The organism is Elusimicrobium simillimum (assembly GCF_049639735.1).
In the GTDB taxonomy this organism is placed as follows: Bacteria; Elusimicrobiota; Elusimicrobia; order Elusimicrobiales; family Elusimicrobiaceae; genus Elusimicrobium; species Elusimicrobium simillimum.
The window spans coordinates 375,083-398,073 of sequence record NZ_JBEVVA010000003.1 but is presented as its reverse complement, the minus strand read 5'-3'; the positions used below and the strand labels follow the sequence as shown (position 1 = coordinate 398,073).

Genomic DNA, 22,991 nt, shown 5'->3' with positions numbered 1-22,991 from the left:
TAATATATATAGCAAATATTATTTATATTATACATTTTAACCCCCCTTTTTATATATAGTTTAATAAGAAAACCAAGGAACCCATGGCAGAATTTGTACATTTACATAACCATAGCGAATATTCCCTTTTAGACGGCATGCTTAGACTGTCTGAAAAGGGCCCCTCACGCTTTTTAAAGTCAGTAGCGGCGGACGGGTTTAAGGCCATGGCTTTAACAGACCATGGCAATATGTACGGCGCCATAGACTTTTACAAAAGCGCAACAGCCGCAGGCATTAAGCCTATTGTGGGCTGTGAAGTCTACATTTCCAGCGGTAAGCATACAAATAAAGAAAAAGGCATTGATAAAACCCACCATTTAACCCTGCTTGCTAAAGATTTTCAAGGTTACCAGAATTTAATGAAGCTGGTGTCCAAGGCGTGGGTAGACGGCTTTTACTACCACCCCCGTATAGACAAAGAACTTTTAGCACAGTACCACGATGGTATTTTAGGCCTGTCCGGCTGTTTAAAGGGCGAAGTTGCGCAGGCCTGCCTTAACTCCACCATAGGCGCCGCCTGCGATATGGCCAAAACGTATGAATCTATCCTTGGCAAAGGCAATTATTATATAGAGTTGATGGACCATGGTATTGAAGAAGAAACCCTGGTACTGCCCAAACTTATAGAAGTATCCAAAATCACAGGCATACCCATGGTGGCCACCAATGACTGCCACTACGAGAAAAAAGAAGACTGGCAGGCGCACGACATACACCTGTGCATATCCACAGGCAAAACCTTAGAAGACCCTACCCGCATGAAAATGACAACGCACGAGTTGTATTTTAAAAGCGCGGAGGAAATGACTGAGCTATTCTCCCACACGCCAGAAGCCATAAAAAACACCCTTGAAGTGGCCGAAAAGTGCAACCTGGTCATGCCCAAATCAGGCTTTGTTTTGCCCGTTTTTGATATACCGCCGTCTTATACGGATATGGAAACCTATTTCACACATTTATGCACCGAAGGCCTGGCCAAAAAGCTTGGCGGCACAATACCGCAAAACTACCAGGACCGTTTGGACTACGAACTTGGCGTTATTAACAAGATGGGCTTTTCCAGCTACTTTTTAATCGTTGCGGACTTTATAGACTACGCAAGAACGCAGGATATACCTGTCGGCCCGGGCAGAGGTTCGGGCGCGGGCTCTATAGTGGCGTACAGTTTAAACATTACTAAGGTAGATCCTATTACAAACGGGCTGCTGTTTGAGCGTTTTCTTAACCCAGACCGCTTAAGCATGCCTGACCTGGATATCGACTTTTCAGATTCCGGCCGTGAGCAGGTTATAGAATACGTGCGCAATAAATACGGGCAGACAAACGTGGCGCAGATTATTACATTTGGCACCATGAAAGCCAAAATGGCCGTAAAAGACGTGGCGCGCGCTATGGGTATAAGCGTGGCGGACTCTAACCGTATAACCAAAATGATACCCAATGACCTTGGCACCACAATAGACTCCGCCATAGAAGACGTAAAAGAGTTAAAGCAGGAAATAAACAATAACCAGCAAACCGCCAAACTTTTTGAATTTGCCAAAAAATTAGAGGGCCTTAAACGCCACGCCGGCATACACGCCGCCGGTATAGTGGTAACCCGTGAAGAAGTGTCTAACTACACCCCGCTGGCAAGGGGATCGCGCGAAGCTATTACCACACAATACGAAGGCACAATTTTAGCCGATGACCTGGGACTCTTGAAGATAGACTTTTTAGGCCTGCGCACCCTAACAATTATTGAGGGCACCGTAAAACTACTTAAAGAACTGCGCAACATAGATTTAGACATAGACCATATACCGCTGGACGATAAAAAAACTTATGAACTGTTGTCCTCAGCCAGGACGCTTGGCATATTCCAGTTAGAAAGCGGCGGCATGCGTGACCTGGTAAAAAGGCTTAACCCCAGCCAGTTTAGCGATATTTCCGCCCTTGTCGCCCTGTACCGCCCGGGCCCTATGGAATCAGGCATGTTAGAAAGCTTTGTCCGCCGTAAGGCGGGGCTGGAAAAGGTGGTGTATGACTCGCCTTTAATGGAGCCTATACTTAAAGAAACTTACGGCACCATGGTTTACCAGGAACAGATTATGGAACTTTCCAAATCTCTTGGCGGGTTTACCCCCGGCCAGGCCGACAGCCTGCGTAAATCCATGGGTAAAAAGAAAGTGGACGAAATGGAAAAGGCCAGAGCCAGCTTTGTGGCGGGCTGCGCCGTTAATAAGATTAACGCCAAAATGGCCGACAAGATTTTTGAGCAAATGAGTAAGTTCGCCGGGTATGGTTTTAACAAGTCTCACTCCGTAGCTTACGCGTTGGTGTCTTACCAAACGGCGTACCTTAAGGCTAATTACCCCGTGGAATTTATGTGCGCCACCCTTACTAACGAGATTGGGCACAACGCTATAGGGTCCGACGATAAAGAAAATAAAATTGTTACCTATATAGAAGAAGCCAAGAGAATGGGCTACGCCACCTTAGCGCCTGATGTTAACCACTCAAGGTCCAACTTCTCGGTAGAAGAAATAGACGGCAAAGAAGTTATACGCTTTGGTTTAGAAGCCGTAAAGAACGTAGGCACCGAGGCCGCCGCCACCATAGTGGAAGCCAGAGGCAAAGAACCGTTTAAATCTTTCCAGGACATGTTGGAACGCATAGACCTTAAGGCCGCCAACAAAAAAACTATAGAAAGTTTAATAAAAGCAGGCGCTATGGACTGCCTGATGCCCGAAGTAAAACCCAACGCCGCCAGAGCGCAAATGCTGGACGAAATGGAAGAGTTATTAAGCATAACCGCCAAAATAAAAGAAGAAAAAGAGTCCTCCATAGGCAGTTTATTTGGCGACGACATGTCCGCCATAGTAAGCGTTAAAAAGGAATTTAAGCCGCACAAAGTGCGCCCGCTTACGCAAGACCAACTGTTAGAGTTTGAAAAAGAAGTTTTGGGCTTTTACCTGTCCGGCCACCCGCTGGCTAAATATAAAGACCATGTTGGGAAAATGAAGCTGGTAACCATAAATGATATTTTTGAAAAAAATATACAGGGCCCCGTAAGCATACTGGGTATTATTACCCGTGTTAAAAAACGCCAGAATAAACGTAAAGAAGACTGGGCGCAGTTTATACTGGAAGACCAGACTGGCCAAATGACGGCCAACGCCTACTCCAGAGTATATGCCGAGATTTCAGACAAAATAGAAAATAACGCCATTGTGGTACTGCTGGCGGACGTAAAGACAGACGCGGAAAGCGCCAGGACGGAGCTTATGGTAAGCAATATTTCCACCATAGTCAACGTAATAGCGCAAAGCGCCACCAAGGTAACCATAAGCCTGCCTAAAGACTATTCAGAGGCAAACCTACGTATATTAAACACCCTACTCGAGCGCGGCAAAGGCATAACAGAAGTCTATTTCAACATTCCCGCCGAGGATGAGAGCCAGCCGCCCTATACACTGCGCAGCCGCCACACAATAATACTGCATAAGGCATTGGTTGAACATATAGAAAACTCTATAGGCAGCGGCGCCTGGACCTTTGAGAAATAAAAATACCCCCCTGCTAATGTAAGCAGGGGGGTATTTTATATAAAACTATTTATTATAAAGAACCGTCGTTATAAGCGAACCCGTCAGAACGCAAACCATTGCATATGGTCTCACCTAAAGGATTTTCATTAGTATGGCAGGTTTTGTCCATTGTTCCGCCACGCCTGGAAATCATTTCCAGCTCATATTTACTGCCTATTCTTTTTATATGCAGTTCCACTATTGTGCTGCCGCAGTCATTTATGCGGTATTCAAAGTTTTTGGTAATATACCCGCCTGGCCTGTCAGGGTCATCCTGCATATTGGCAAAGGCTTCAAAATTTCTGCAGCTCATGTTTCTGCCCCTGTCGGCAAATGCTACCTGTACCTCTTTATTTAAAGCGTTGGCCACCAGCAAGGCCTCCGCCACTCTGGACTTTTCTACCGCTTTGGTATACTGCGGCAACGCTATGGCGGACAGTATGCCTATAATTAAGACTACAACCAGCAGTTCTATAAGAGTGAACCCGGCCGCCTTAGCGGCTATAGGGCGCGATTGAAATTTTTTCATATTTTTCCTCAAAATGTTAAGTTAGTTCCATTTTATCATATTTATGCTAAAAAACCGCTCAGACGCAAAGCCCTTTTTTCTTAGAGGAAAATACCTGTTGCAAAGTTTTATAATATTTATTACACTTTTGTCGTAAGGTAATTTAGAAGTAATTTCCCAGGAGGAAAATATTATGGCAGAAAAAGTTCTTAAAGTAGGTGTAGCACGCGAAGACGGCTTCCTTTATTTTATCGACAAAGACGGCGACGTTGCTAAAGTACAAATGGCACGCGGCGGCAAAAAAGGCGGTAAAGCAAAGAAAGTTGAAAAAACAGGCATTAAAAAAGAAAAAGGTTACCTCTATTTCTTAGACAAGAAAGGTGACGTTTCAAGAGCTAAAATGGTTAACGCCAAATAAGCCGGCCTAATTTTTAAAACCCCCGTTTTATGACGGGGGTTTTGTTTTTTATACAAATATTTCTATTTCTTTTTAGCCTGGTTGGCCACGGCGTCAATACGCTTTCTAATTTCGTCTTGGTCGCCTAAAAAATAGTCGTGCGTAAGTTTAAAACTATCATCAAACTCAAACACGTACGGTATGCCAGTGGCCAGGTTAAGATGCGTTATTTCATCGTCTGAAATATTTTTTAAATATTTTATTATACCGCGAAGGCTGTTGCCATGCGCTACAACAAGCAGGTTGTCGGCGGTTTTTAAGTTAGGAAATATAGTTTCCTTCCAGTAGGGCAAAATGCGCTCTATAGTGTCTTTGAGAGATTCTGTCCTGGGCAGCTCAGCGTCCGCCACGTCTTTATAACGCACATCAAGGCGCGGGTTACGCGGGTCGTCCCCAGGTATAGCGTCCGGCGCAACGTCGTAGCTTCTGCGCCATATTTGCACCTGCTCCGCGCCGTATTTCTCGGCCGTCTCAGTCTTATTTAAACCTTGTAATACGCCGTAGCTTTTTTCGTTAAGGCGCCAGTCTTTTTCCACGGGTATCCAGTCTTGGTCCAGGCGGTCAAGCACGCAGTTTAGCGTTTTTACGGCGCGCTTAAGGTAAGACGTGTACGCTTTATCAAATACTATTTTTTCCCCTTGCAGCAAATCCCCCGCTTTATATGCTTCCATCACGCCTTTTTCGGTCAAATCTACGTCGGTCCAACCGGTAAAGCGGTTTTCTTTATTCCACGTGCTTTCGCCGTGCCTTAAAAGTACAATTTTTTTCATAAAATATCCCCCTTTTTGATATTATACACCTTAAAATTAAATTAGGCGCATATAAAATAAAACACCCCCGTAAATTACGGGGGTGTTTTATTTTTAAATATTAATTTACTGTTTTAAAGCCTTGGCCTTCAAGAGTTTTACACATAGACCTGTACTTTTCATTATAAACGGTGCATGTTCTCAGGTCGGTATAGCCTTCGCCGGGCTGATAGAATGTAAGCTCGTACATAGTGTTGTCATAAAAGTCCACCTCGGTACCGTTATTCACTCTATAAATGTTAACAAAATCCCAATCTTCTATTCTATAAACAAAGTGTTTTGTAATATAAAAGCCGCCATCACTATTCCAAGTGCCGCCGCTAAGGTCTATATCTATAAGGTCTTTATAAGGCGGCTGCCAAATTTCCGGACCGCTTTGCAGCATGGCCCTTTGCACGGCGTCAGAAATATTTTTGCCGTTAACAAGCGCCTCTGTCGCGCGGGATTTTTCTACCGCTTTTGTATACTGCGGCAGCGCGATTGCGGCAAGTATGCCTATGATTAAAACTACTACTAAAAGTTCAATTAATGTAAAACCCTCCGCCTTCACTACCCGTCTTCGCTGCGCTACGACGCGGCCTAAGGTGCTACGGCGCGATTGTAAATTTTTCATAAGTCCTCCTTTTTTAGGTCTTATTATTTTAGCAAAAATTATAATAATTGAAGTGGAGCGTATTTGAGCATAAATGTGCGGCGCACACCGTTGGAAAATATAACGGTAATTTTGGCAGCCTCGCCTGAACCCGCGATAGACGCTATTTTGCCCTCGCCAAATACGCCGTGGCGCACTCTGCCGCCCACTTTGGGGCCAGCGGCGGAAACGTGAACTGCCGGAGTTTCCCCGCCCATGTCAGAGCTTGCGCTGCGTCCTATTGGCGCGCTGTAATCTTCACTGTCTTCTATTTCATAGCCGTGCACGTCATAGTCTTTTTCTTTTTTCTTAGCGCCAAAAGAGGGTTTAAACTGCGGCTTGTTTTGGCCAAAGCTTCCGCCGTATTTTGTTTTATAATCTGTATATTTAGGCTGTTCCTGGCGCACAAGCGGGCCCATGGCTTCCTCTGTAAGTAAACCGCTTTCAAATAAAAAGCGTGAGGGTAAATTGGTATACATTTTGCCAAATATTCTGCGTGTGCTGGCGTAGGTCATAAGCAGGCGGTCTTTGGCGCGTGTCATGGCCACGTAACAAAGGCGGCGTTCTTCTTCCAAATCATCGTCATCTTTACTGGACAGCGGGAATAAACCCTCTTCCAAGCCCGACACAAATACATTAGGGAACTCCAACCCTTTTGCCAAGTGCACCGTCATAAGAGTAACCGCGCCGGCGCTTTGGTCTTCGGACTGGTCGGCCCCGGTTATTAAAGATATTTCCTGCACAAATTCTGAAAGTGACGCTTCTTTATCCATACGGCCGCAGCGTTCCTCGTATTCTTTTACGGCGTTTACAAGTTCCTGCAAGTTGTCCAGGCGGGCGCCGGCCTCAATATCTTTTTCCACCTCGTCTTCAATACTCTTCCAATAGCCTGACAGCGTTAAAATTTTATTAATAATATCCGTGGGCCCTACTACGGTTAATTCCAGGCGCAAGGTATCCATAAGGTTAATAAATTCCTGCGCCGCGCGGCGTGCCGTAGGCGTAAGCCCCTCTACAAAAGCGTTGCGCTGTAAAGCGGCATAAAGCGTGATGTGGTTTTGGTTAGAATAATCTAAAAATTTATCCTCGGCCGTTTTGCCAAGGCCGCGGCGTGGCGTGTTTAAAATACGCAGTAAGCTGACGGTATCGGCCGGGTTAACCAGCACGCGGGAATATGCCAGCACGTCTTTAACTTCTTTTCTGTCATAGAAGCGCACCGCGCCTATTAAGCGGTATGGCAATTGGTAACGGCGGAAGTTGTCTTCAAAGTTTCTGCTTTGCGCGTTGGTGCGGTAGAAGACGGCGATGTCGTTTAGGCTGGCGCCCTCTTCAATAAGGTTTGCTATATTTTGCGCTGTCCAGCGGGCTTCCTCGCCCTCTGTCAGCAGCTCGCGCACTTCAATAGGCTCGCCGGAGGTTTTATGCGAAAATAAACTTTTATCTTTACGTTTTTTATTTTTCTTAATAAGTTTATTGGCGCTGTCTAAAATAATTTGGGTAGAGCGATAGTTTTGCTCCAGCGTGATAACCTTGGCGTCCGGGAAGTCCTTTTCAAACTCTAAAATATTTCTTATATTCGCGCCACGCCAGGAGTAAATACTCTGATCAGGGTCGCCCACTACACAAAGGTTGCGGTGTTTATAGGCAAGCGTGCGGGTAATCATGTACTGTGTGTGGTTGGTGTCCTGGTACTCGTCAACCAGAACGTATTGAAAAAAGTTTTGGTAGTACTCTCTTATTTCCTCGTGATTTTTAAGTAACTCGGCCGTTTTTACCAAAAGGTCGCCAAAGTCCAGCGCGCCGGCGGCGTTAAGCTTAGCCTGGTAACGTTTATAAATCTCGGCCGCTTTTATTTTAAAATCTAAGTTGGAGGCTAAGGCGGAAATAGCAAAAGACTCCGGGTCAATCATATCGTCTTTAGCACGGGAAATCATGGAAATATACTGGTTAATTTCTTTTTTAGCGTCTTTCTGGCCCATCTCTTCCAGTATCATGGTTATTATTTTTTTCTGTTCGGAATCGTCGTAAATAACAAAATCTTTAGTAAGTTTTAGGGCCGCCGCGTTTTGCCTGAGCAGGCGCACGCCAAAACTGTGGAACGTGTGTATCCACACTCTGCCGCCGGTACCGGGCATAAGCGCCTCTACACGCTCGCGCATTTGCTGCGCGGCTTTGTTGGTAAATGTTACGGCAAGAATGCGGCTGGGGTTAACGCCGCTCTCTATAAGCCCCGCAATTTTGGTAGTTAGGGTTTTGGTTTTGCCCGTGCCCGCGCCGGCTATAATAAGGCACGGCCCGCCGTTATATTCAACAGCTTCCTTCTGCGCCGGGTTAAGGCTGTGTGTAAGATGTTCTAAACTCATATTCTAATTAACATGTCCAAAATTCCAACTGTAATCATAACAAAAACTTCTATCAGTAAAAATACGCCTAGCATAGCGTTGAAACTTAAAGAGGTTTCCTTATAGCTATACCACGCAGCTTTTATTATGACAGACGGAATAAATATAAAAGTAAAAACAAGCCTTTGATTCTCCGCCGGGAAAGCCAACACAGCCGTCCACGCGATTGCGGTAAGTGTATTTAAAAAAAACAAAAGCTTTATTTTAGAGCGGGAATAGTCTTTTTCATAAGTTAAAAGCAAAAATGACGCCACCGCGTAAACTACAGAAAACAGAAAAAAGTAAGCTAACAGTATAATTACCAGGTTCATTTTACCCTCCTGTAAAACTATTTAAGTTTTAATTCTACTAATGTTTCAATATGCTTTGTGTTTGGAAAGAAGTCAAACGCTTCAACATTTTTTACTTCGTAATACTTTGTAAGCTCTTCTAAATCTTTGGCCAATGTTACCGGGTTGCAGGAAATATACGCAATGTTCGGCGCACCCGCGCCCGCTATTGCAGCACATGCCGCCGGGTGCATGCCGGACCTGGGGGGGTCTATAATAATAAGCGAGTTATTTGCGCTGAGTTTGTTTTTCTTCACGTAATCTTCCACTTTGTCGCAAACAAAAGATACGTTTTCTATATTGTTAAGCTTGGCGTTTGCCGCGCCGTCAACAACCGCCTCGGGCACGGACTCTATACAAAAACTTTTTTCTACCAGGTCCGCGCAGGTTAAACTAAAGCTGCCCGCGCCGCCGTAAAAATCATAAATGGTTTTGGGGCTTAATTTTTTTACAATATCGCGCACACGCTGATACATAAGCTGCGCCGCCAGTGTATTGGTTTGAAAAAACGATTGGGCGGATAATGTGAACACCGGGGCGACGTCTTCCAGTTTTATTGTTTCTTTAATAGTGCCGGCGCCTTTAAGTACTTTGGCGTCCTGCATTTTTACCACGTCGGCCACGCCGTCATTTACGGCTAAAAGAATGTTGGCGGCTGGCAACACCGACTCTACCGCGCGTGCGAACCCCGCCGTATCAAAGTTGTCATTGGCCGCTATAAGCACTATCATTTGCTCATCGGTATTTTTGCCTTGGCGCATCATGATATTGCGCAGTGTGCCCGTATGTTTGCGCTGGTCATAATAATCTAAATTTTGTTCTTTGGCCCAGGCACGCACAGCGTTAAGCAGCGGTATAAGGTACGGCTCAAAAATTAGACAGTCTTGTATATCCACCGCTCTATCCCAGCGGCCTTTTACTTTAAAACCGACGGCGTTTTCAAAGTCAAGCGGTTCTGTTTTATCACGTTTAACTTTTTTATCAAAAGGGTGCTTCCACAAAACCTGGCGGCAAAAACCTATTTCAATTTTGTTGCGGTAATACTCTATGGTGGGGGAATGATGAACTAAGATCTCTTTATCCCAATAGGGGGCCAAGAGTGTTTTAAGCTCGCCATTTTTAACAGTTACCTGCTGTTCATATGGCTGGTCCATAGTCTGGCACCCGCCGCAAAAACCAAAATGTTTACAAATTTTGTGTGTCATTTATTACCTTATATTTTTAATATCGCGTTACTTGAGAGAGTTAGGCTTGCTGTACGGCGTATTGTTGTGTACATTTTGTGTTCAATACCCTCACCTTACTCCTCTCCCCTAAGAGGGAGAGGAAAACAATTGGAAATACGACTATTGTTACGGGTTTACCTTAAATAGGCAGACGTCGCCGTCTTTTACTATGTAGTCTTTACCCTCGGAGCGTATGAGGCCCTTTTCTTTGAGCACTTTTTCTGATTCCCATTTGTCTATGTCTTCAAAGCTGTACACGTCCGCGCGGATAAAGCCCTTTTCAAAATCAGTATGAATTTTGCCGGCCGCCTGCGGCGCGGCGCAGCCTACGGGGATAAGCCAGCTGCGTACTTCAACTTCCGTACCCGCCGTAAAATATGTGCACAGGTTAAGCAGTTTAAGACCCTCACGCACAATTTTCTCAAGGCCCGTATATTCGCTGCCAATATCGGCCAAGAAAGCCTGTTTTTCTTCATCTGAAAGCTCCGCTATGTCAGACTCAAACTTTACGCAAAGCTCTACAAAGCCCGCGTTGTTCTTTTTGGCGTAGGCGGCAAGTTTTTCGGCGTTTTCTTTGTTGGGTTTTTCTGAGTTATTGCCAACGTAAAGCATAGGTTTGGCGGTTAAAAACTGAAATTCCTTAAGCTCTTCTTCGCTAAGCCCCAGTGAGGCAACCTGGTTGCCGTCTTCAAGACATTTTTTAACTTTTTTAAGCGTTTCCAGCTGGAGGATAGCTTCTTTTTTATTCCCCCTGGCGGCGGACTCTAAGCGGGGCAGCATGCGCTCAACGGACTCAAGGTCCGCAAGCATAAGTTCCGTTTCTATAATTTCCACGTCGCGCAGCGGGTCGACCGAGTTCATAACGTGAGTCACGTTCTCATCGTCAAAAAGCCTTACTACATGAATAATAGCGTCCACTTCACGTATGTTTGCTAAAAATTTATTGCCCAGGCCTTCGCCTTTGCTGGCGCCTTCTACAATGCCGGCGATGTCCACAAATTTAATTGCGGCGGGTGTTTTTTTAGGCGGACCAAAAACAACTTGTAAGCGGTCCAAACGTCTGTCCGGTATGGCCACGATGCCTACGTTAGGCTCAATTGTGCAAAAGGGGTAATTGCTGGCCTCGGCCCCGGCGCATGTTAAAGCGTTAAAAAGGGTGGATTTTCCTACGTTTGGTAAACCTACTATTCCTATTTCCATTTCGTTTGACTCCGATAATTATTTTTAAATAAAACTTCCGCCCCAGGGTTTCAAATTACTATCCTGCAGCAGACACATTTTATATTTTGTGTTAAAGGTATTTTAATAAACGCGTAGAATAAACAATAATGCTTGCGTACAAAAAAATGTATATCTTCTATTTTTACAATCTACACTATATTTAATTATACAAAAAGCTAACTGGGTATTGGGTTTAACCTTTTATTTCAACTCCATGAAATTTCGCCTCCCAGGAGAATCGCCTTTGCCTAAGGCAAAGGCGGGCAAAACTTTTCGCTTTGCTCAAAACGGCTGTTTTGCCCTCTTTTTAGTACCCCGCCTGCGCTTTGCTCCGGCCGCCCCTTGAAGGGGCTAGGGTTAGATTCAAAGCTAGGGGCGTATATTTAAAATATTCAGGGCTTCATGGCTAGCGGGCAGACAGGGCAATTGGCGCATTTCAGAGTATAACTGCAAACCCAACAGGCAAAAAAACAAAACGGAATACTCCTTTAACAAAAACTATATAAATGAGTTTAGGATAAAATCATATATAATTAGAGAAGAGTTGTTAGGCAATAAAATTCCAACTAATTCCGTTATATAAAAGACTGAAGAGAGGAAATTTAAATCATGAAAAAATTATTCTTATTGAGTTTAATGTATATGTTAATGTTTTCGCAGTTGTATGCTGCGTCTGATAACCCGCAATCCAAAAATGAAATGGGAGTTACTACTTCCGGCGAAACTATGATATTTTCAAAAATTAACTTAATGGATTTTTCTGATAAAAATATCTCCAAACTTGAACCTGTTATTTATCATATGCAGTACAAAAAAACGAAAAAAAAGGCTTTTGACCCTAATCCCGCAGAGAAAGCATTATTTTCCGTGCACATACTTAGTGATGATATCTACAGCGGTGCGGATATAGAAGGTAGCAAGCTTGATTTTGTGTATAAAAAAGGTTTTCTGGGGTATAAAACCCAATATGCAGTTTTAACTGTGGATGAATTGATTTATGCTTACGAAAAGAACAAAATGTCAGAGAAACGCGAAAAAAGTAAATATGTAAACACTAATGAAGCAAAGCTTGTAGTCACATTTACAGGCGCTAAAAAACCAATACAGGTAGTATTTCCGGAGTATTATTTGGAGTATGTTCTAGAGCAAGCAGGCATTTTAAAATCTATTCCTGCGCGCGGAGCGGCGCGCCCGCAACAAACAGTTACAGAAGTCAGGCAAAGACCATTGATAACTTTTTCCAAAACAGATGACAGCGCATGGAGTATCGATGGTAAAAAAAGAGCGTCTAATACCAAAGAGTACAAAAAAAAGATAAGCAGTGTTTACGGGGCCTCGTGCAAGTTTGAATTTGAAGCTGCATATACGGTATCTGATTTTGATGGCGGTATGAATAAGCTCACTAAAGATGTTGTTGAAAAAGTTTTACTTCAGGAAATACGTGTAAAAGAACAGGAATGCGATGATATAAAAATAAGCGTACCTAATACTTTGTTTTCAACTGAAATAAAAACCGTTAAAAATGGGCAAGAACAACTATATAGCCTCTATTTTCATAGAACGTATATACTTTTATATAATGAAACCTTAAAAAGCGGCATTAATTTTTAGCAATATTTGCACAAGGTGATTTTGGTCTTGAAAATATATTTAAAAAGGAGATTTGAAATGAAAAAATTATTAATACTACTACCCGCAATTATGCTATTGGCTGCTTGTGGTGCTAAAAATCTGAAATCAGGTGCAGAAGTTGTACGAATTTTACCTGTAGCTCCGCAAGCAAACCAGTGTAAATATTTGGGCGATATAACAGGCAAACAAACCGGCGCCATTCAGCATACCGCCAATACTGTTGCGCGCGGAGCAATGAATGATTTGAAAAATAAAACATATAAGATGGGCGGGAATGCCGTTTATATTTTAAATAGCAATGCCTCCGGAGGTCTTTTAGGCGTGGAGCCTTCTCACTCTGTAACAGGTATTGCCTATAATTGCACTTCCTTTTAAATAGCAACTTCTAAATCGTAATTATATAAAAAAGACCACCTGTCGAAAGGTGGTCTTTTTTATATTGACGCCTCCCAGGAGAATCGCCTTTGCCTAAGGCAAAGGCGGGCAAAACTTTTCGCTTTGCTCAAAACGGCTGTTTTGCCCTCTTTTTGGTACCCCGCCTGCGCTTTGCTCCGGCCGCCCCTTGAAGGGGCTAGGGTTAGATTCAAACCTAGGAGGCGTATATTTAAAATACCCGGCACAAATTGCCGGGTATTTTAAATATACGCCCCTTGGTAGATACGATTAGAACTTTGTGTTATGCTGAGGTATTGGACTTCTATCTAAATTATGGAAAGCATGCAACAAGTTTTATTGAAAACTAATTGTAGAGAGAATTGTCTCAGATAATTTTTTTGTTTCTTTTACATTGTCTTTCCAAAGAGGAATTTCTATTTTCAAACTTTCCTGAACCCCGTTGTTGTCGCATAAAACACGGTTTGTATAAAAATTATTTTTCCCCTCGGAATGCTCCCAATCTGTCTTAAAACAATTCCTACCTTTAATATTTTTTTTATACTGTGCGTTTTTAGAGTCTTGCATTTGAGACTGAATTAATGGGGAAATTTCCTTATTGCACATGTATATCATCGTGTAATCTTTTTCATTGGCAAAATGCACAATAAAATCACCTGTGTTTCCATGTTTCTGAGGCTCAAGCGGGGCAAAATGGGAAAAGCTCATTCCACAAGGATATGTGTTGCTTTGAAGAGGCTTCGTTTCCTGCTGCTCTGCCTTTGTGCAAGCAAATGCTAACAAAGCAAAAGAAAATAAAATTATGCTTTTTTTCATATCCATAGTATACAAAAAACCCGCACATTGCTGTGCGGGTTTCTAAATTGGCGCCTCCTAGGAGAATCGAACTCCTCTTCTCGGATTGAGAATCCGATGTCCTAACCGATAGACGAAGGAGGCATAAAACGGTTATAAAACTACTATATATATTTTACCAAATTAGAAGCGGCAAAGCTTAGAAGTTATTTAGAAAACATTGTTAGTAAAATACCTTTGATTGTAACCTGCGGGTCTACGCCGGAGGAGGATTTGAACTGCATGTCGGCGTCTATTACTTTATTTAAGGTTTTGAGCAGCACGGCTTCGCTGGGGAAAATACGCGCGCTGGCAACCAGGCGCGATTCCCAAAACATAAGGCCAGCCTTTGACACTATTTCCTGCGAGGAATAACCTGCGTTAACCAGCCTTTTAATACGTGTCATTTTAAGCACGCACTGCGCCACTTTACTAAGTACGCTGACGGGGGACTCCCCCTCTTCCAGCAATTTACCCGCCAAAGTGATAGCGGTTTTTCTGTCGCAATTAAGTATGGCGTTGGACAACGCGAAAGGGTTTTCTTCTTTACTAAAGCCTACACAGGCCAGCACGTCCGCCGCGCACACCTCGCCGCCTTCGCCTTTGTAAAGCGAAAGCTTTTCCACTTCCTGCTCCAGGGCGGAAAGGTCGCCGCCGACGGTCTCGGCCAATAACTCAGAAACTTCCATATCGGGTTTTAAGTTTTTTTCTTTAAGTTTATTGTTAATCCAGGTGGACAGGCCGGCGCCTTTAAGCTCCGGAAAGTCTATTACCATGCCTACGGCCTCAGCCGCTTTTTTGACGGTGGCGTCCGTCTTTAATTTTTTGGCGTCGTTGTGGAACAGCACTAAAATTGTGGACTGTAAAGGCAATTCTAAATATTCTATAAGCGCGGCCGCCTGCGGCTTTTTAAGTTTATCAATATTATTTAAAAATATTATACGGTTGACGGAAAATACCGGCGCGGTATTTGCAAGGGCGATGATTTCACCAAAATCTGTTTTGGCGGCGTCCTCTTTAGTTACGTTAAACTCGTCGGCGCCCACCTTTGCTATTATTTTGGCAAGTATCGCATTTTTACGGTAAACATCTTCACCCGTAAAAAGATATACGGGTGAAAATGTGCCTTCTGCCAAATTTTTGGATAGTGTACTGATATCAGATACAGCCATATTTACCTACTGTGTGATTGTGGTGTACTCGTTATTTTCCTGCGTGCGTTTTTTACTCTCGCTCCATACTGAGCCAAAGCCGTCTGTAGTTCTTTTAACAATATCACGCGCCAGACGGTCCCATATTTGCTCTCTGGCCTGCTCTTCCGTCATGCCGCCGGCCATGGTGGAGGCGGAGTAAATATAAGTGGACATTAAAGCGGGCTCTTCCCAAATTACAACATCCGTCTTTTTATCTAAAAACTTTATATTGAGCCACACTTCCATACGGTATGTGGTGGGGATAAGCTGAGTGTCATACTGCAGCGGCACCATAAGGTAGCGTGTGATTTGGCCGATGATAACACCGTCTGAGTTGGCCTCTGTCACTAACTGGTAGTAACCGTTTTTAAGGAACTCGTCCGACACGGCAAGCGTAAGTTTATCCTCCAGCGCGAACACCTGTGTCCTGTTAATAAACGGGCGCACGGCCACTTTGCTTATATGCTGCGGCATTACCTGGGGGTAAGGCTTGTAGGTTGACTCCGTACATCCGGCAAGGAAAATTACGGCAACACACAAAAGCGCTAAGGTTAATCTCATACCTGCTCCTTTAAACCAAATTATTTTACTACTATGTTTACCATTCTCTTGGGTACAATAATAATTTTAACTACCTCTTTACCCTCAATATGCTTTTTAACATTATCCTGGGTAAGGGCAAGCGTTTTTATTGTATCCTCACCAGCGTCCGCCGCTACTGTTATGCTGCCGCGCGCTTTGCCGTTAACCTGCACGCCTAAGCTAAGATCCTCGGCCGCCAGTAAAGCTTTGTCGGCCACAGGCCAGGCGGTTTTAACTATAAAACCTTTTATACCTTTTTGCGCCCACAGTTCTTCGGTAATATGCGGGGCAAACGGGTGCAGTAATTGCATAAACACTTTAAAACTGCCAGTGTTTATTTTGTCAAGCTTACCTATCTCGTTAAAGTAAATCATGAGGGCGGAAATTGCTGTGTTAAAGTTAAGTTTTTCAATATCGTCGCTTACTTTAAGAATGGATTTGTTTTTAAGCACTTCCAGGTCTTTGTTAGTGGTAAAGGAATCATCCACCGCGACATTTGTGCCCCAGGTATAAACACGTTTTAAAAACCTGCTTATACCCTCAATGCCTTTCATGTCCCAAGGTTTGCTGGCCTCAAACGGGCCCATAAACATCTCGTACATTCTAAAAGCGTCGGCGCCGTATTCGCGCAAAATGTCGTCCGGGTTAATAACGTTCTTTTTAGACTTTGACATCTTTTCCACAATGCTGTTAAGCTTTGCGCCTGTGGCTTTAAGTTTGGGGTTGGCAGGATCGCTGTAGTCCACTTCATCATAGCCGTGGTACACGCCGTCTTCGCCCCTATAAGAATAAGCTAAAATCATGCCTTGGTGGCGTAGTTTGGCGTAAGGCTCGTTACGGCTGACGTGGCCCAAATCAAACAATACTTTATGCCAGAACCTTGAATATAAAAGGTGCAGCACCGCGTGCTCCGCGCCGCCTATATAACAATCTACGGGGGCGCATTCTTTTTCTATTTCAGGGTCTACAAAAACTTTGTCGTTTTTAGGGTCAAGATACCTTAAATAATACCAACAGCTGCCTGCCCATTGGGGCATGGTGTTGGTCTCGCGCTTGGCGGGACCGGAACATTGCGGGCAAACTGTATTAACCCATTCAGGCACATTTGCTAAAGGGGATTCCCCTGTGCCGCTGGGTTCATAATTTTTTACTTCGGGTAATTTTACGGGAAGTTCACTTTCCGGCACAGCTACAACACCGCATTTTGGGCAGTGGACTAAAGGTATAGGCTCGCCCCAGTAACGCTGGCGGCTAAACACCCAGTCACGCAGGCGGTAAGTTACTTTGGCGGCGCCGATGCCTTCAGATTCTAAAGACTCTATCATCAGTTTTTTAGCTTCTTCAACATTTTTACCGTCTAAAAAGCCTGAGTTTACAAGTTTACCGTCGCCTGTGTAAGCCTCGGTCTCTACGCCTTGTTCACTTGAAATAACTTCTATTATTTTAAGGCCGAATTTTTTGGCAAATTCATAGTCGCGCTCGTCATGCGCGGGCACTGCCATAATTGCGCCTGTGCCGTAACCCATAAGCACGTAGTCTGACGTCCAGACAGGTATTTTTTCGCCGTTTACGGGGTTAATTGCGTACGCGCCTGTAAACACGCCTGTTTTTTTGGCGGCGTCACCGCGTTCAAAATCTGTCTTGGCGGCGGCCTGGGCAACGTAAGCGTCTACCGCGGCTTTTTGATCTTCCGTTACAATTGTTTTAAGTATGGGATGCTCCGGCGATACTACCATATAGGTAGCGCCAAAAAGCGTGTCCGGGCGGGTGGTAAAAACTGTAAGTTCTTCTTTATGGCCGTCTAATTTAAAGGTAACTTCCGCGCCTGTGCTTTTGCCTATCCAGTTGCGCTGCATGGCGAGCGTGCTTTCGGGCCAATCAAGGCCTTCTAAATCTTCCAGCAGTCTTTCGGCATATTCTGTAATTTTAAGCACCCATTGGCGGATGTTCTTTTTTTCAATAACAGACTGGCAGCGTTCACATTTGCCGTTAAAAACTTCCTCGTTAGCCAAACCTGTTTTGCAGGACGGGCACCAGTTAATGGGCAGGCTGCTTTCATAAGCTAAACCTTTTTTAAATAATTGTAAAAATATCCACTGTGTCCATTTGTAGTAGCCGGGGTCCGTAGTGTCAATCTCACGGGTCCAGTCATAGCTGAGGCCGAGTGATTTAATTTGGCGGCGGAAAGTGTCTATATTATTTTTGGTTGTAACGGCCGGGTGCACGCCTGTGGCTATGGCGTAGTTTTCGGCGGGCAGGCCAAAAGCGTCCCAACCCATGGGGTGTATAACGTCAAAGCCGTTCATCATTTTATATCTTACAAGTATGTCGGACGCTGTGTAGCCCTCCGGGTGGCCGACGTGCAGGCCCTGGCCGCTGGGGTAAGGGAACATATCTAAGCAGTAAAACTTAGGTTTAACAGGTACGCGCGGGGTTACAAACAGGTTGGCGTCGTCCCATATCTTTTGTTGTTTTTTATCAATGTCTTGGAAATTAATTTCTGTCATATTATCCTATTATAGTTTATTTAACTAACCTAAACCAGAGTTAAACCCGCTCTTCCGCGCCGCTTCTGGCGGACTTATACATAGCCTCTAAAACGCTTTGCACATACAGGCTGTCTTTAAGTGACGGCGACGCCTGCTTACCTCTTGATACGCATGAGAGAAAGCTGTATAAACAGTCAGCATGCGCGCGTAAAAAGCCAAGAGTATGGTTCCCCGGGGGAAAGGTTGAGCCATCCTCCTCATAATGCTGTATTGTTTGTATTTGTGTAAAGCCCGCCATGCCGCCGTGTGGCCCTTTGGGCGCCGTATTGTCATAACACTGAACAAAGTTAGGGTTAATAAGGTCTATTATTATAGCACCCTTTTCACCGTGAATTTCCAGCTTAGGATTGCCGGGCTTGCCTGTGGCTATTTTGGTAACTTCTATAGTGCCGTAAGCGCCGTTTTTAAGCTTTACTAAAGAGTAGGAGGCGTCCTCCGCGTCTATTTTAACCGGAGCGCCGTCCGAGCCGGGACGCGTAGGATAAGCTATTTGGTTTTTGGTTACAACGCTGTCAAAATCTCCAAGTAAATAGTAAATCATATCACATATATGTGAGCCCAAATCATATACCACACCGCCATTGCCGCCGCCTGAATTGCGCCAACTGGCCGCCTTGGCACTTAGAGAATTGCTGTCATGCAGCATATTCCCGCGAAAAGAAAGCACCTGCCCAAGCACGCCGTTTTCTATAAGTTCTTTAGCCCTTTTTACCGCCGGGTAAAACCTGTTATGAAACACCGTTTGCGTTGTTACTTTTTCTAAATTAGGGTGCCCCAGCACTTCTTGCATGTCGGCGTAAGAAGAAACGGCGGGTTTTTCACAATAAACATGTTTTTTACTGTTTAAAGCTTTTATTATTTCCTGCTTGTGCAATGTGTTAGGGGTGCAAATATTTATTACATCTATATCCGCACGGGAAAAAATATCATCCTCATTATCAGTAGCAAATTCAAAGTTATATAAATCTTTAAAATGCTGCGCTTTGGCCAATGTTCTGTTATAAACGCCAACCAGTTTTATTTTAAAGTCCGGGTCATAATAAAGAGGAATAGTCTGGTATCCGTAAATATGTGCCTTGCCCATAAAACCGCAGCCAAGAACGGCAACTTTAATTTCTTTCATAACTCCTCCGGCAGTAAATTAACTTAGATCTATTAAGTGCCACTGGTTTTGGTATAAGTCTATTAAACGGGCTTTAAAGGCTTGGTGTTCGTTAAGCACTAGCCTGGCGTCCGTTTTTAGCAGTTCGTCTCTGTCTTCCAATGCCCAGCGCAGTACGTCCTGGTCTTTAAAAATATCTCCGGCTTTAAACTCGAACTCGCCGCTTTGGCGGGTGCCTAAAATTTCGCCGGGGCCGCGCAGCGCCATGTCACGCTCGCCAATTTTAAAACCGTCGGCCGTTTTGCATAAAATATCTATACGCTCTTTACTTATTGTACTTAAATGCTGGGGCACTAAAAGGCAAAAGCTCTCGGCCTCCCCCTGCCAACGCGCCCGCGTAACTGGTGCAAGCTGGCTAAACCAAAGCGCTCAGCGCTTTGTATTATCATAACCGTGGCGTTTTTAACGTCTATACCTACTTCAATAACAGGTGTGGCTACCAAAATGTCAATTTTTTTGGCTTTAAAATCGGCCATGGTTTTTTCTTTGTCCTTCCTGTTCATGCCGCCGTGTAACATAGCGGCCTTAAAGGACGGAAACATTTGCTGTATTTTTTCAAAATCTTCTTTAACCGCTTTTACCGTAAGTTTTTCGGACTCTTCAATAAGCGGGTAAACTATATACACCTGGCGGCCTTTGGAAAGTTCTTCAAGCGCTTTGCCGTATGCCTCGTTCTCGCCAACGTGCAGCGTGGTAACAGGCTTACGCCCGGGCGGCAACTCGGTTATGGCGGACACTTCCAGGTCACCGTAAAAAGCTAATGCCAAGGTACGCGGTATAGGCGTGGCCGTCATGGTAAGCATGTCTATATTTTTGGCCTTTTCACGCAGCTTGGTGCGCTGGCGCACGCCAAAACGGTGCTGCTCATCTATCACCACAAGTTTTAAATTTTTAAAAACAACATTGTCTTCTATAACGGAATGCGTGCCTATAACAATATCCACATCCCCGTTTGCTATATCTTCAAGCGCTTTTGTTTTGGCCTTACCTTTTACGCTTGATGTAAGCAAAACTGTTTTAACTTTAAGTTTTTTAAGAAAATTATTTATTGTAAGAAAATGCTGTTCGGCCAAAATTTCCGTCGGCGCCATAAGCACGGCCTGGTAGCCGTTTTCAACTGCCAAAAGCATGGCGCTTAACGCCACTATAGTTTTACCGCTGCCTACGTCGCCCTGTAAAAGGCGCGTCATGGGGACGGAGGCTTGCATGTCTCTAAAAATCTCGTTAATAACTTTTTTTTGGGAGGCCGTAAGCTCAAAACCTAAGTTTTCTTTAAACGGTGTGAGCAGGGTGGTTTTGACTTCATATTTATGGTCTTTAACAGCAACTTTTTGCTGCTTTTTAATACCCCAGGCAGTGGTTAAAAGCAAAAACTCTTCATACACCATACGCCTGCGCGCGGCGTCCAGCTCAGCCGTATTTGACGGAAAGTGTATAGCGCGTAAAGCCTGTGACGCACCTAAAAGGCTGCGCTTTTGCACAAGCGTAAGCGGCAAAACTTCAGGTTCTTCTTTTAGTTTAGTTTCCAGCGCCATGTGCACAACCTGGCGGAAAAACTTGTTGGTTAAACCTTGCGTTAAAGAGTAAATTGGCGTAAGGCGGTTAACGTGCAGCAACGCTTCCTGCGAGTCCGCCGGGTAATACTCATCGGCCGATATTTTGTTGGAAATAAAACTGCCCTTATCCTCGCGTCTGCCAACTACCCACACCCAAGAATTAAGTTTAAAATCTTTTTTAAGCTGGGCCATAGGGTCAAAACGGGCTTTAAAAAACGGGCGTTTTTTAAACCACACGCACTCAACCTGCTCGCCCTGTTCGTTTTCAAGATACGCTTTAAAAATAAGCACGGCTTTGGCGGGTATATATTCCGTACGCATAACACGGCCCAGGAAAACAACCTGGTTGCCGTCGCCAAATTTAGTCAGGCTGCCGGGGCGGCGGTCTTGATAAGTGCGCGGGTAGTAGTGCAGCAGGTCATGAACGGTGTTAACCTCAAGCCTGTTAAACATGGCGGCCTTAGCGGGGCCGACGCCTTTTAAAAATTTAATATCTGTCATATAAATTAATCTTTCCTAAGCAAATCCTTATCACGCAGACTGCGGTGGAATGTGACTGCAAAGCGGTGCACTTCATCACGCATTTCCATAAGCAGGTTAAGCGCGGGGTCGCCAATGGGCAGGCGGATGCTCTCGCTTTTGCCGGGCACAAAAATTTCTTCCTCACGCTCGGCCAGTGCTATAAAATTCATTTTAACGCCGGTGTCTTCTGCGGCTGCCATTGCCATGCTTAGCTGGCCTTTGCCGCCGTCTATAAGCATAAGGTCGGGCATAGGCTCCCCTGCGCGTTTAAGCGCTGTTAAGCGGCGGCCTACAACTTCGCGCATCATCAGGTAATCGTCGTTACCGGTACCGGGTAAAGTTGATTTTATCTTAAATTTACGGTAATGTGAATGATGCTTTTTACCATTAATAAAGCATACCATACTGCCCACAGCCGCGCGGCCGTACAGGCCGGAGTTGTCAAAAGCTTCTATATGCTGCGGCACACGTTTTAGGCCAAGCACCTCGGCCAGGCGTTTAAGCTTGACGCTGGCGTCCATAGCCTGCACGATTTTATCGTCTTTGTATTGGCTTACTATAATACGCTCTGACATATGGTCAAGCGAGTCTAAAAAGTTACGCATTTGAGCGGCACGCTCGTACTGCATATTTTTGCTGGCGGCACGCATGGCGCGGCTGAACTCCCGCTTTATTTGCGCGTAGCCGCCGTCTACAATTTTTTCAAAACGGTCTACAATTTGGTTATATTTGGCGTAGGATATTTTGCCTGCGCACGGCGCGGGGCACTGGCCTGTGTGGAAATATACGCAGGTATTTATTTTACGCGCGTCTAAAGGTTTGGTACGGCTAAAACTCCACTTGCACGGGCGCAGCGGGGCGTAGCCGCTCTTCCACAAAAAGCGTAAAAGGTTTTTTACGGCACCGGCATGCGGGTACGGGCCGTAATATTTGCCTGTCATTTTTTTACTGCGCACAAGCATGGCGCGGGGGAAGTCTTCATCGGTAATTTTTACGTATGGATAAGACTTGTCGTCTTTACCGTCAGAGTTAAAAAATGGCTTGTATTTTTTAATTAGGCGGTCTTCCAATACAAGGGCGTCACGCTCGCTGGCGGCGACAATGTAGTCTATACGCGCTATAAGCGGCAGCAGGCTGGGCAGCTTCCACCCGCGGCTAAGCCGCGCGGACCCTTGAAAGTACTGGCGCACTCTGTTTGATATATTTTTGGCTTTACCAACATAAAGCACCTCACCCAAATTTGAGCGCATTATGTAAACACCCGGGCTTTTTGGTAAAATATTAATATTAAGGGTCATGTATCTATTATAAAAAATAAGTTGACCGCTTGCGCATAAAAGAGTAAAATATAGCATAAGTTACTATAGAGGTAAG

At 44.5% G+C, this 22,991-nt stretch carries 19 protein-coding genes and 1 tRNA gene; 4 read left to right on the top strand and 16 right to left on the bottom strand.

The genetic code is table 11. The annotated features are described in order from the left end of the window. Window positions 1-83 precede the first annotated feature (83 nt). Window positions 84-3,590: a DNA polymerase III subunit alpha gene (gene dnaE / locus AAIR98_RS02535; RefSeq protein ID WP_423970679.1), complete on the top strand. Its 3,507-nt coding sequence runs from the start codon at window positions 84-86 to the stop codon at window positions 3,588-3,590. A 52-nt stretch (window positions 3,591-3,642) separates the two neighbouring features. On the opposite strand, the gene AAIR98_RS02530 is transcribed toward dnaE, so the two are convergent. Continuing rightward, window positions 3,643-4,140, bottom strand: coding sequence for a pilin (locus tag AAIR98_RS02530; RefSeq protein ID WP_423970678.1), 498 nt, complete (start codon window positions 4,138-4,140; stop codon window positions 3,643-3,645). 172 nt (window positions 4,141-4,312) lie between these two features. On the opposite strand from AAIR98_RS02530, the gene AAIR98_RS02525 reads away from it, so the two are divergent. Then, complete coding sequence (locus tag AAIR98_RS02525) at window positions 4,313-4,537, top strand: hypothetical protein (protein ID WP_423970677.1); 225 nt, start codon at window positions 4,313-4,315, stop codon at window positions 4,535-4,537. 62 nt (window positions 4,538-4,599) lie between these two features. Here AAIR98_RS02525 and gpmA read toward each other — a convergent pair whose 3' ends face one another. From gpmA to ychF, 6 genes are all read right to left on the bottom strand, one after another. Next, window positions 4,600-5,346: a 2,3-diphosphoglycerate-dependent phosphoglycerate mutase gene (gpmA, locus tag AAIR98_RS02520; RefSeq protein ID WP_423970676.1), complete on the bottom strand. Its 747-nt coding sequence runs from the start codon at window positions 5,344-5,346 to the stop codon at window positions 4,600-4,602. Window positions 5,347-5,446: 100 nt separating this feature from the next. After that, complete coding sequence (locus tag AAIR98_RS02515; RefSeq protein ID WP_423970675.1) at window positions 5,447-5,998, bottom strand: prepilin-type N-terminal cleavage/methylation domain-containing protein; 552 nt, start codon at window positions 5,996-5,998, stop codon at window positions 5,447-5,449. A 38-nt stretch (window positions 5,999-6,036) separates the two neighbouring features. After that, window positions 6,037-8,379 carry an ATP-dependent helicase gene (locus tag AAIR98_RS02510; RefSeq protein ID WP_423970674.1) on the bottom strand — a complete coding sequence of 781 codons (2,343 nt, stop codon included), beginning with the start codon at window positions 8,377-8,379 and terminating at the stop codon, window positions 6,037-6,039. Further along, window positions 8,376-8,729, bottom strand: a complete 354-nt coding sequence (locus tag AAIR98_RS02505) for a hypothetical protein (RefSeq protein ID WP_423970673.1) — start codon at window positions 8,727-8,729, stop codon at window positions 8,376-8,378. The genes AAIR98_RS02510 and AAIR98_RS02505 overlap by 4 nt, the downstream gene beginning before the upstream one ends. A gap of 17 nt (window positions 8,730-8,746) precedes the next feature. Further along, window positions 8,747-9,952 carry a 23S rRNA (uracil(1939)-C(5))-methyltransferase RlmD gene (rlmD, locus tag AAIR98_RS02500; RefSeq protein WP_423970672.1) on the bottom strand — a complete coding sequence of 402 codons (1,206 nt, stop codon included), beginning with the start codon at window positions 9,950-9,952 and terminating at the stop codon, window positions 8,747-8,749. 147 nt (window positions 9,953-10,099) lie between these two features. Next, window positions 10,100-11,173: a redox-regulated ATPase YchF gene (gene ychF, locus AAIR98_RS02495; RefSeq protein WP_423970671.1), complete on the bottom strand. Its 1,074-nt coding sequence runs from the start codon at window positions 11,171-11,173 to the stop codon at window positions 10,100-10,102. A 630-nt stretch (window positions 11,174-11,803) separates the two neighbouring features. Between ychF and AAIR98_RS02490 the strand changes: the two genes are divergently transcribed. Continuing rightward, complete coding sequence (locus tag AAIR98_RS02490; protein WP_423970670.1) at window positions 11,804-12,805, top strand: PH domain-containing protein; 1,002 nt, start codon at window positions 11,804-11,806, stop codon at window positions 12,803-12,805. A gap of 57 nt (window positions 12,806-12,862) precedes the next feature. Next, complete coding sequence (locus tag AAIR98_RS02485; RefSeq protein ID WP_423970669.1) at window positions 12,863-13,201, top strand: DUF4156 domain-containing protein; 339 nt, start codon at window positions 12,863-12,865, stop codon at window positions 13,199-13,201. Between the two features lie 354 nt (window positions 13,202-13,555). On the opposite strand, the gene AAIR98_RS02480 is transcribed toward AAIR98_RS02485, so the two are convergent. The 9 genes from AAIR98_RS02480 to AAIR98_RS02440 all read right to left on the bottom strand — a co-directional run bounded on the left by AAIR98_RS02480 (window position 13,556) and on the right by AAIR98_RS02440 (window position 22,915). Continuing rightward, window positions 13,556-14,035 (bottom strand): hypothetical protein, encoded by a 480-nt coding sequence (locus AAIR98_RS02480; RefSeq protein ID WP_423970668.1) that lies wholly within the window; start codon window positions 14,033-14,035, stop codon window positions 13,556-13,558. Window positions 14,036-14,083: 48 nt separating this feature from the next. Further along, a tRNA-Glu gene (locus AAIR98_RS02475) sits at window positions 14,084-14,158 on the bottom strand. 62 nt (window positions 14,159-14,220) lie between these two features. Then, on the bottom strand, window positions 14,221-15,225 hold the full coding sequence (gene holA / locus AAIR98_RS02470) for a DNA polymerase III subunit delta (protein WP_423970667.1): 1,005 nt from the start codon (window positions 15,223-15,225) through the stop codon (window positions 14,221-14,223). Window positions 15,226-15,231: 6 nt separating this feature from the next. Next, on the bottom strand, window positions 15,232-15,807 hold the full coding sequence (lptE, locus tag AAIR98_RS02465) for an LPS assembly lipoprotein LptE (RefSeq protein ID WP_423970666.1): 576 nt from the start codon (window positions 15,805-15,807) through the stop codon (window positions 15,232-15,234). A 20-nt stretch (window positions 15,808-15,827) separates the two neighbouring features. After that, window positions 15,828-18,335: a leucine--tRNA ligase gene (gene leuS, locus AAIR98_RS02460; protein ID WP_423970665.1), complete on the bottom strand. Its 2,508-nt coding sequence runs from the start codon at window positions 18,333-18,335 to the stop codon at window positions 15,828-15,830. A 40-nt stretch (window positions 18,336-18,375) separates the two neighbouring features. Further along, window positions 18,376-19,500 carry a Gfo/Idh/MocA family protein gene (locus AAIR98_RS02455; protein WP_423970664.1) on the bottom strand — a complete coding sequence of 375 codons (1,125 nt, stop codon included), beginning with the start codon at window positions 19,498-19,500 and terminating at the stop codon, window positions 18,376-18,378. 18 nt (window positions 19,501-19,518) lie between these two features. After that, window positions 19,519-19,833, bottom strand: a complete 315-nt coding sequence (locus AAIR98_RS02450) for a hypothetical protein (protein WP_423970663.1) — start codon at window positions 19,831-19,833, stop codon at window positions 19,519-19,521. Continuing rightward, the gene (locus AAIR98_RS02445) at window positions 19,833-21,596 is read right to left on the bottom strand and encodes an ATP-dependent DNA helicase RecG (protein WP_423970662.1); all 1,764 of its coding nucleotides are present in this window, start codon (window positions 21,594-21,596) and stop codon (window positions 19,833-19,835) included. The genes AAIR98_RS02450 and AAIR98_RS02445 overlap by 1 nt, the downstream gene beginning before the upstream one ends. A gap of 5 nt (window positions 21,597-21,601) precedes the next feature. Next, window positions 21,602-22,915 carry a GIY-YIG nuclease family protein gene (locus AAIR98_RS02440; protein WP_423970661.1) on the bottom strand — a complete coding sequence of 438 codons (1,314 nt, stop codon included), beginning with the start codon at window positions 22,913-22,915 and terminating at the stop codon, window positions 21,602-21,604. Between the last annotated feature and the right edge of the window lie 76 nt (window positions 22,916-22,991).

Excerpts from the sequence above, each read along its gene's own strand:
- dnaE (WP_423970679.1), top strand. The coding sequence starts at position 84 with ATGGCAGAATTTGTACATTTACATAACCATAGCGAATATTCCCTTTTA.
- AAIR98_RS02530 (WP_423970678.1), bottom strand. The coding sequence starts at position 4,140 with ATGAAAAAATTTCAATCGCGCCCTATAGCCGCTAAGGCGGCCGGGTTC.
- AAIR98_RS02525 (WP_423970677.1), top strand. The coding sequence starts at position 4,313 with ATGGCAGAAAAAGTTCTTAAAGTAGGTGTAGCACGCGAAGACGGCTTC.
- gpmA (WP_423970676.1), bottom strand. The coding sequence starts at position 5,346 with ATGAAAAAAATTGTACTTTTAAGGCACGGCGAAAGCACGTGGAATAAA.
- AAIR98_RS02515 (WP_423970675.1), bottom strand. The coding sequence starts at position 5,998 with ATGAAAAATTTACAATCGCGCCGTAGCACCTTAGGCCGCGTCGTAGCG.
- AAIR98_RS02510 (WP_423970674.1), bottom strand. The coding sequence starts at position 8,379 with ATGAGTTTAGAACATCTTACACACAGCCTTAACCCGGCGCAGAAGGAA.
- AAIR98_RS02505 (WP_423970673.1), bottom strand. The coding sequence starts at position 8,729 with ATGAACCTGGTAATTATACTGTTAGCTTACTTTTTTCTGTTTTCTGTA.
- rlmD (WP_423970672.1), bottom strand. The coding sequence starts at position 9,952 with ATGACACACAAAATTTGTAAACATTTTGGTTTTTGCGGCGGGTGCCAG.
- ychF (WP_423970671.1), bottom strand. The coding sequence starts at position 11,173 with ATGGAAATAGGAATAGTAGGTTTACCAAACGTAGGAAAATCCACCCTT.
- AAIR98_RS02490 (WP_423970670.1), top strand. The coding sequence starts at position 11,804 with ATGAAAAAATTATTCTTATTGAGTTTAATGTATATGTTAATGTTTTCG.
- AAIR98_RS02485 (WP_423970669.1), top strand. The coding sequence starts at position 12,863 with ATGAAAAAATTATTAATACTACTACCCGCAATTATGCTATTGGCTGCT.
- AAIR98_RS02480 (WP_423970668.1), bottom strand. The coding sequence starts at position 14,035 with ATGAAAAAAAGCATAATTTTATTTTCTTTTGCTTTGTTAGCATTTGCT.
- holA (WP_423970667.1), bottom strand. The coding sequence starts at position 15,225 with ATGGCTGTATCTGATATCAGTACACTATCCAAAAATTTGGCAGAAGGC.
- lptE (WP_423970666.1), bottom strand. The coding sequence starts at position 15,807 with ATGAGATTAACCTTAGCGCTTTTGTGTGTTGCCGTAATTTTCCTTGCC.
- leuS (WP_423970665.1), bottom strand. The coding sequence starts at position 18,335 with ATGACAGAAATTAATTTCCAAGACATTGATAAAAAACAACAAAAGATA.
- AAIR98_RS02455 (WP_423970664.1), bottom strand. The coding sequence starts at position 19,500 with ATGAAAGAAATTAAAGTTGCCGTTCTTGGCTGCGGTTTTATGGGCAAG.
- AAIR98_RS02445 (WP_423970662.1), bottom strand. The coding sequence starts at position 21,596 with ATGACAGATATTAAATTTTTAAAAGGCGTCGGCCCCGCTAAGGCCGCC.
- AAIR98_RS02440 (WP_423970661.1), bottom strand. The coding sequence starts at position 22,915 with ATGACCCTTAATATTAATATTTTACCAAAAAGCCCGGGTGTTTACATA.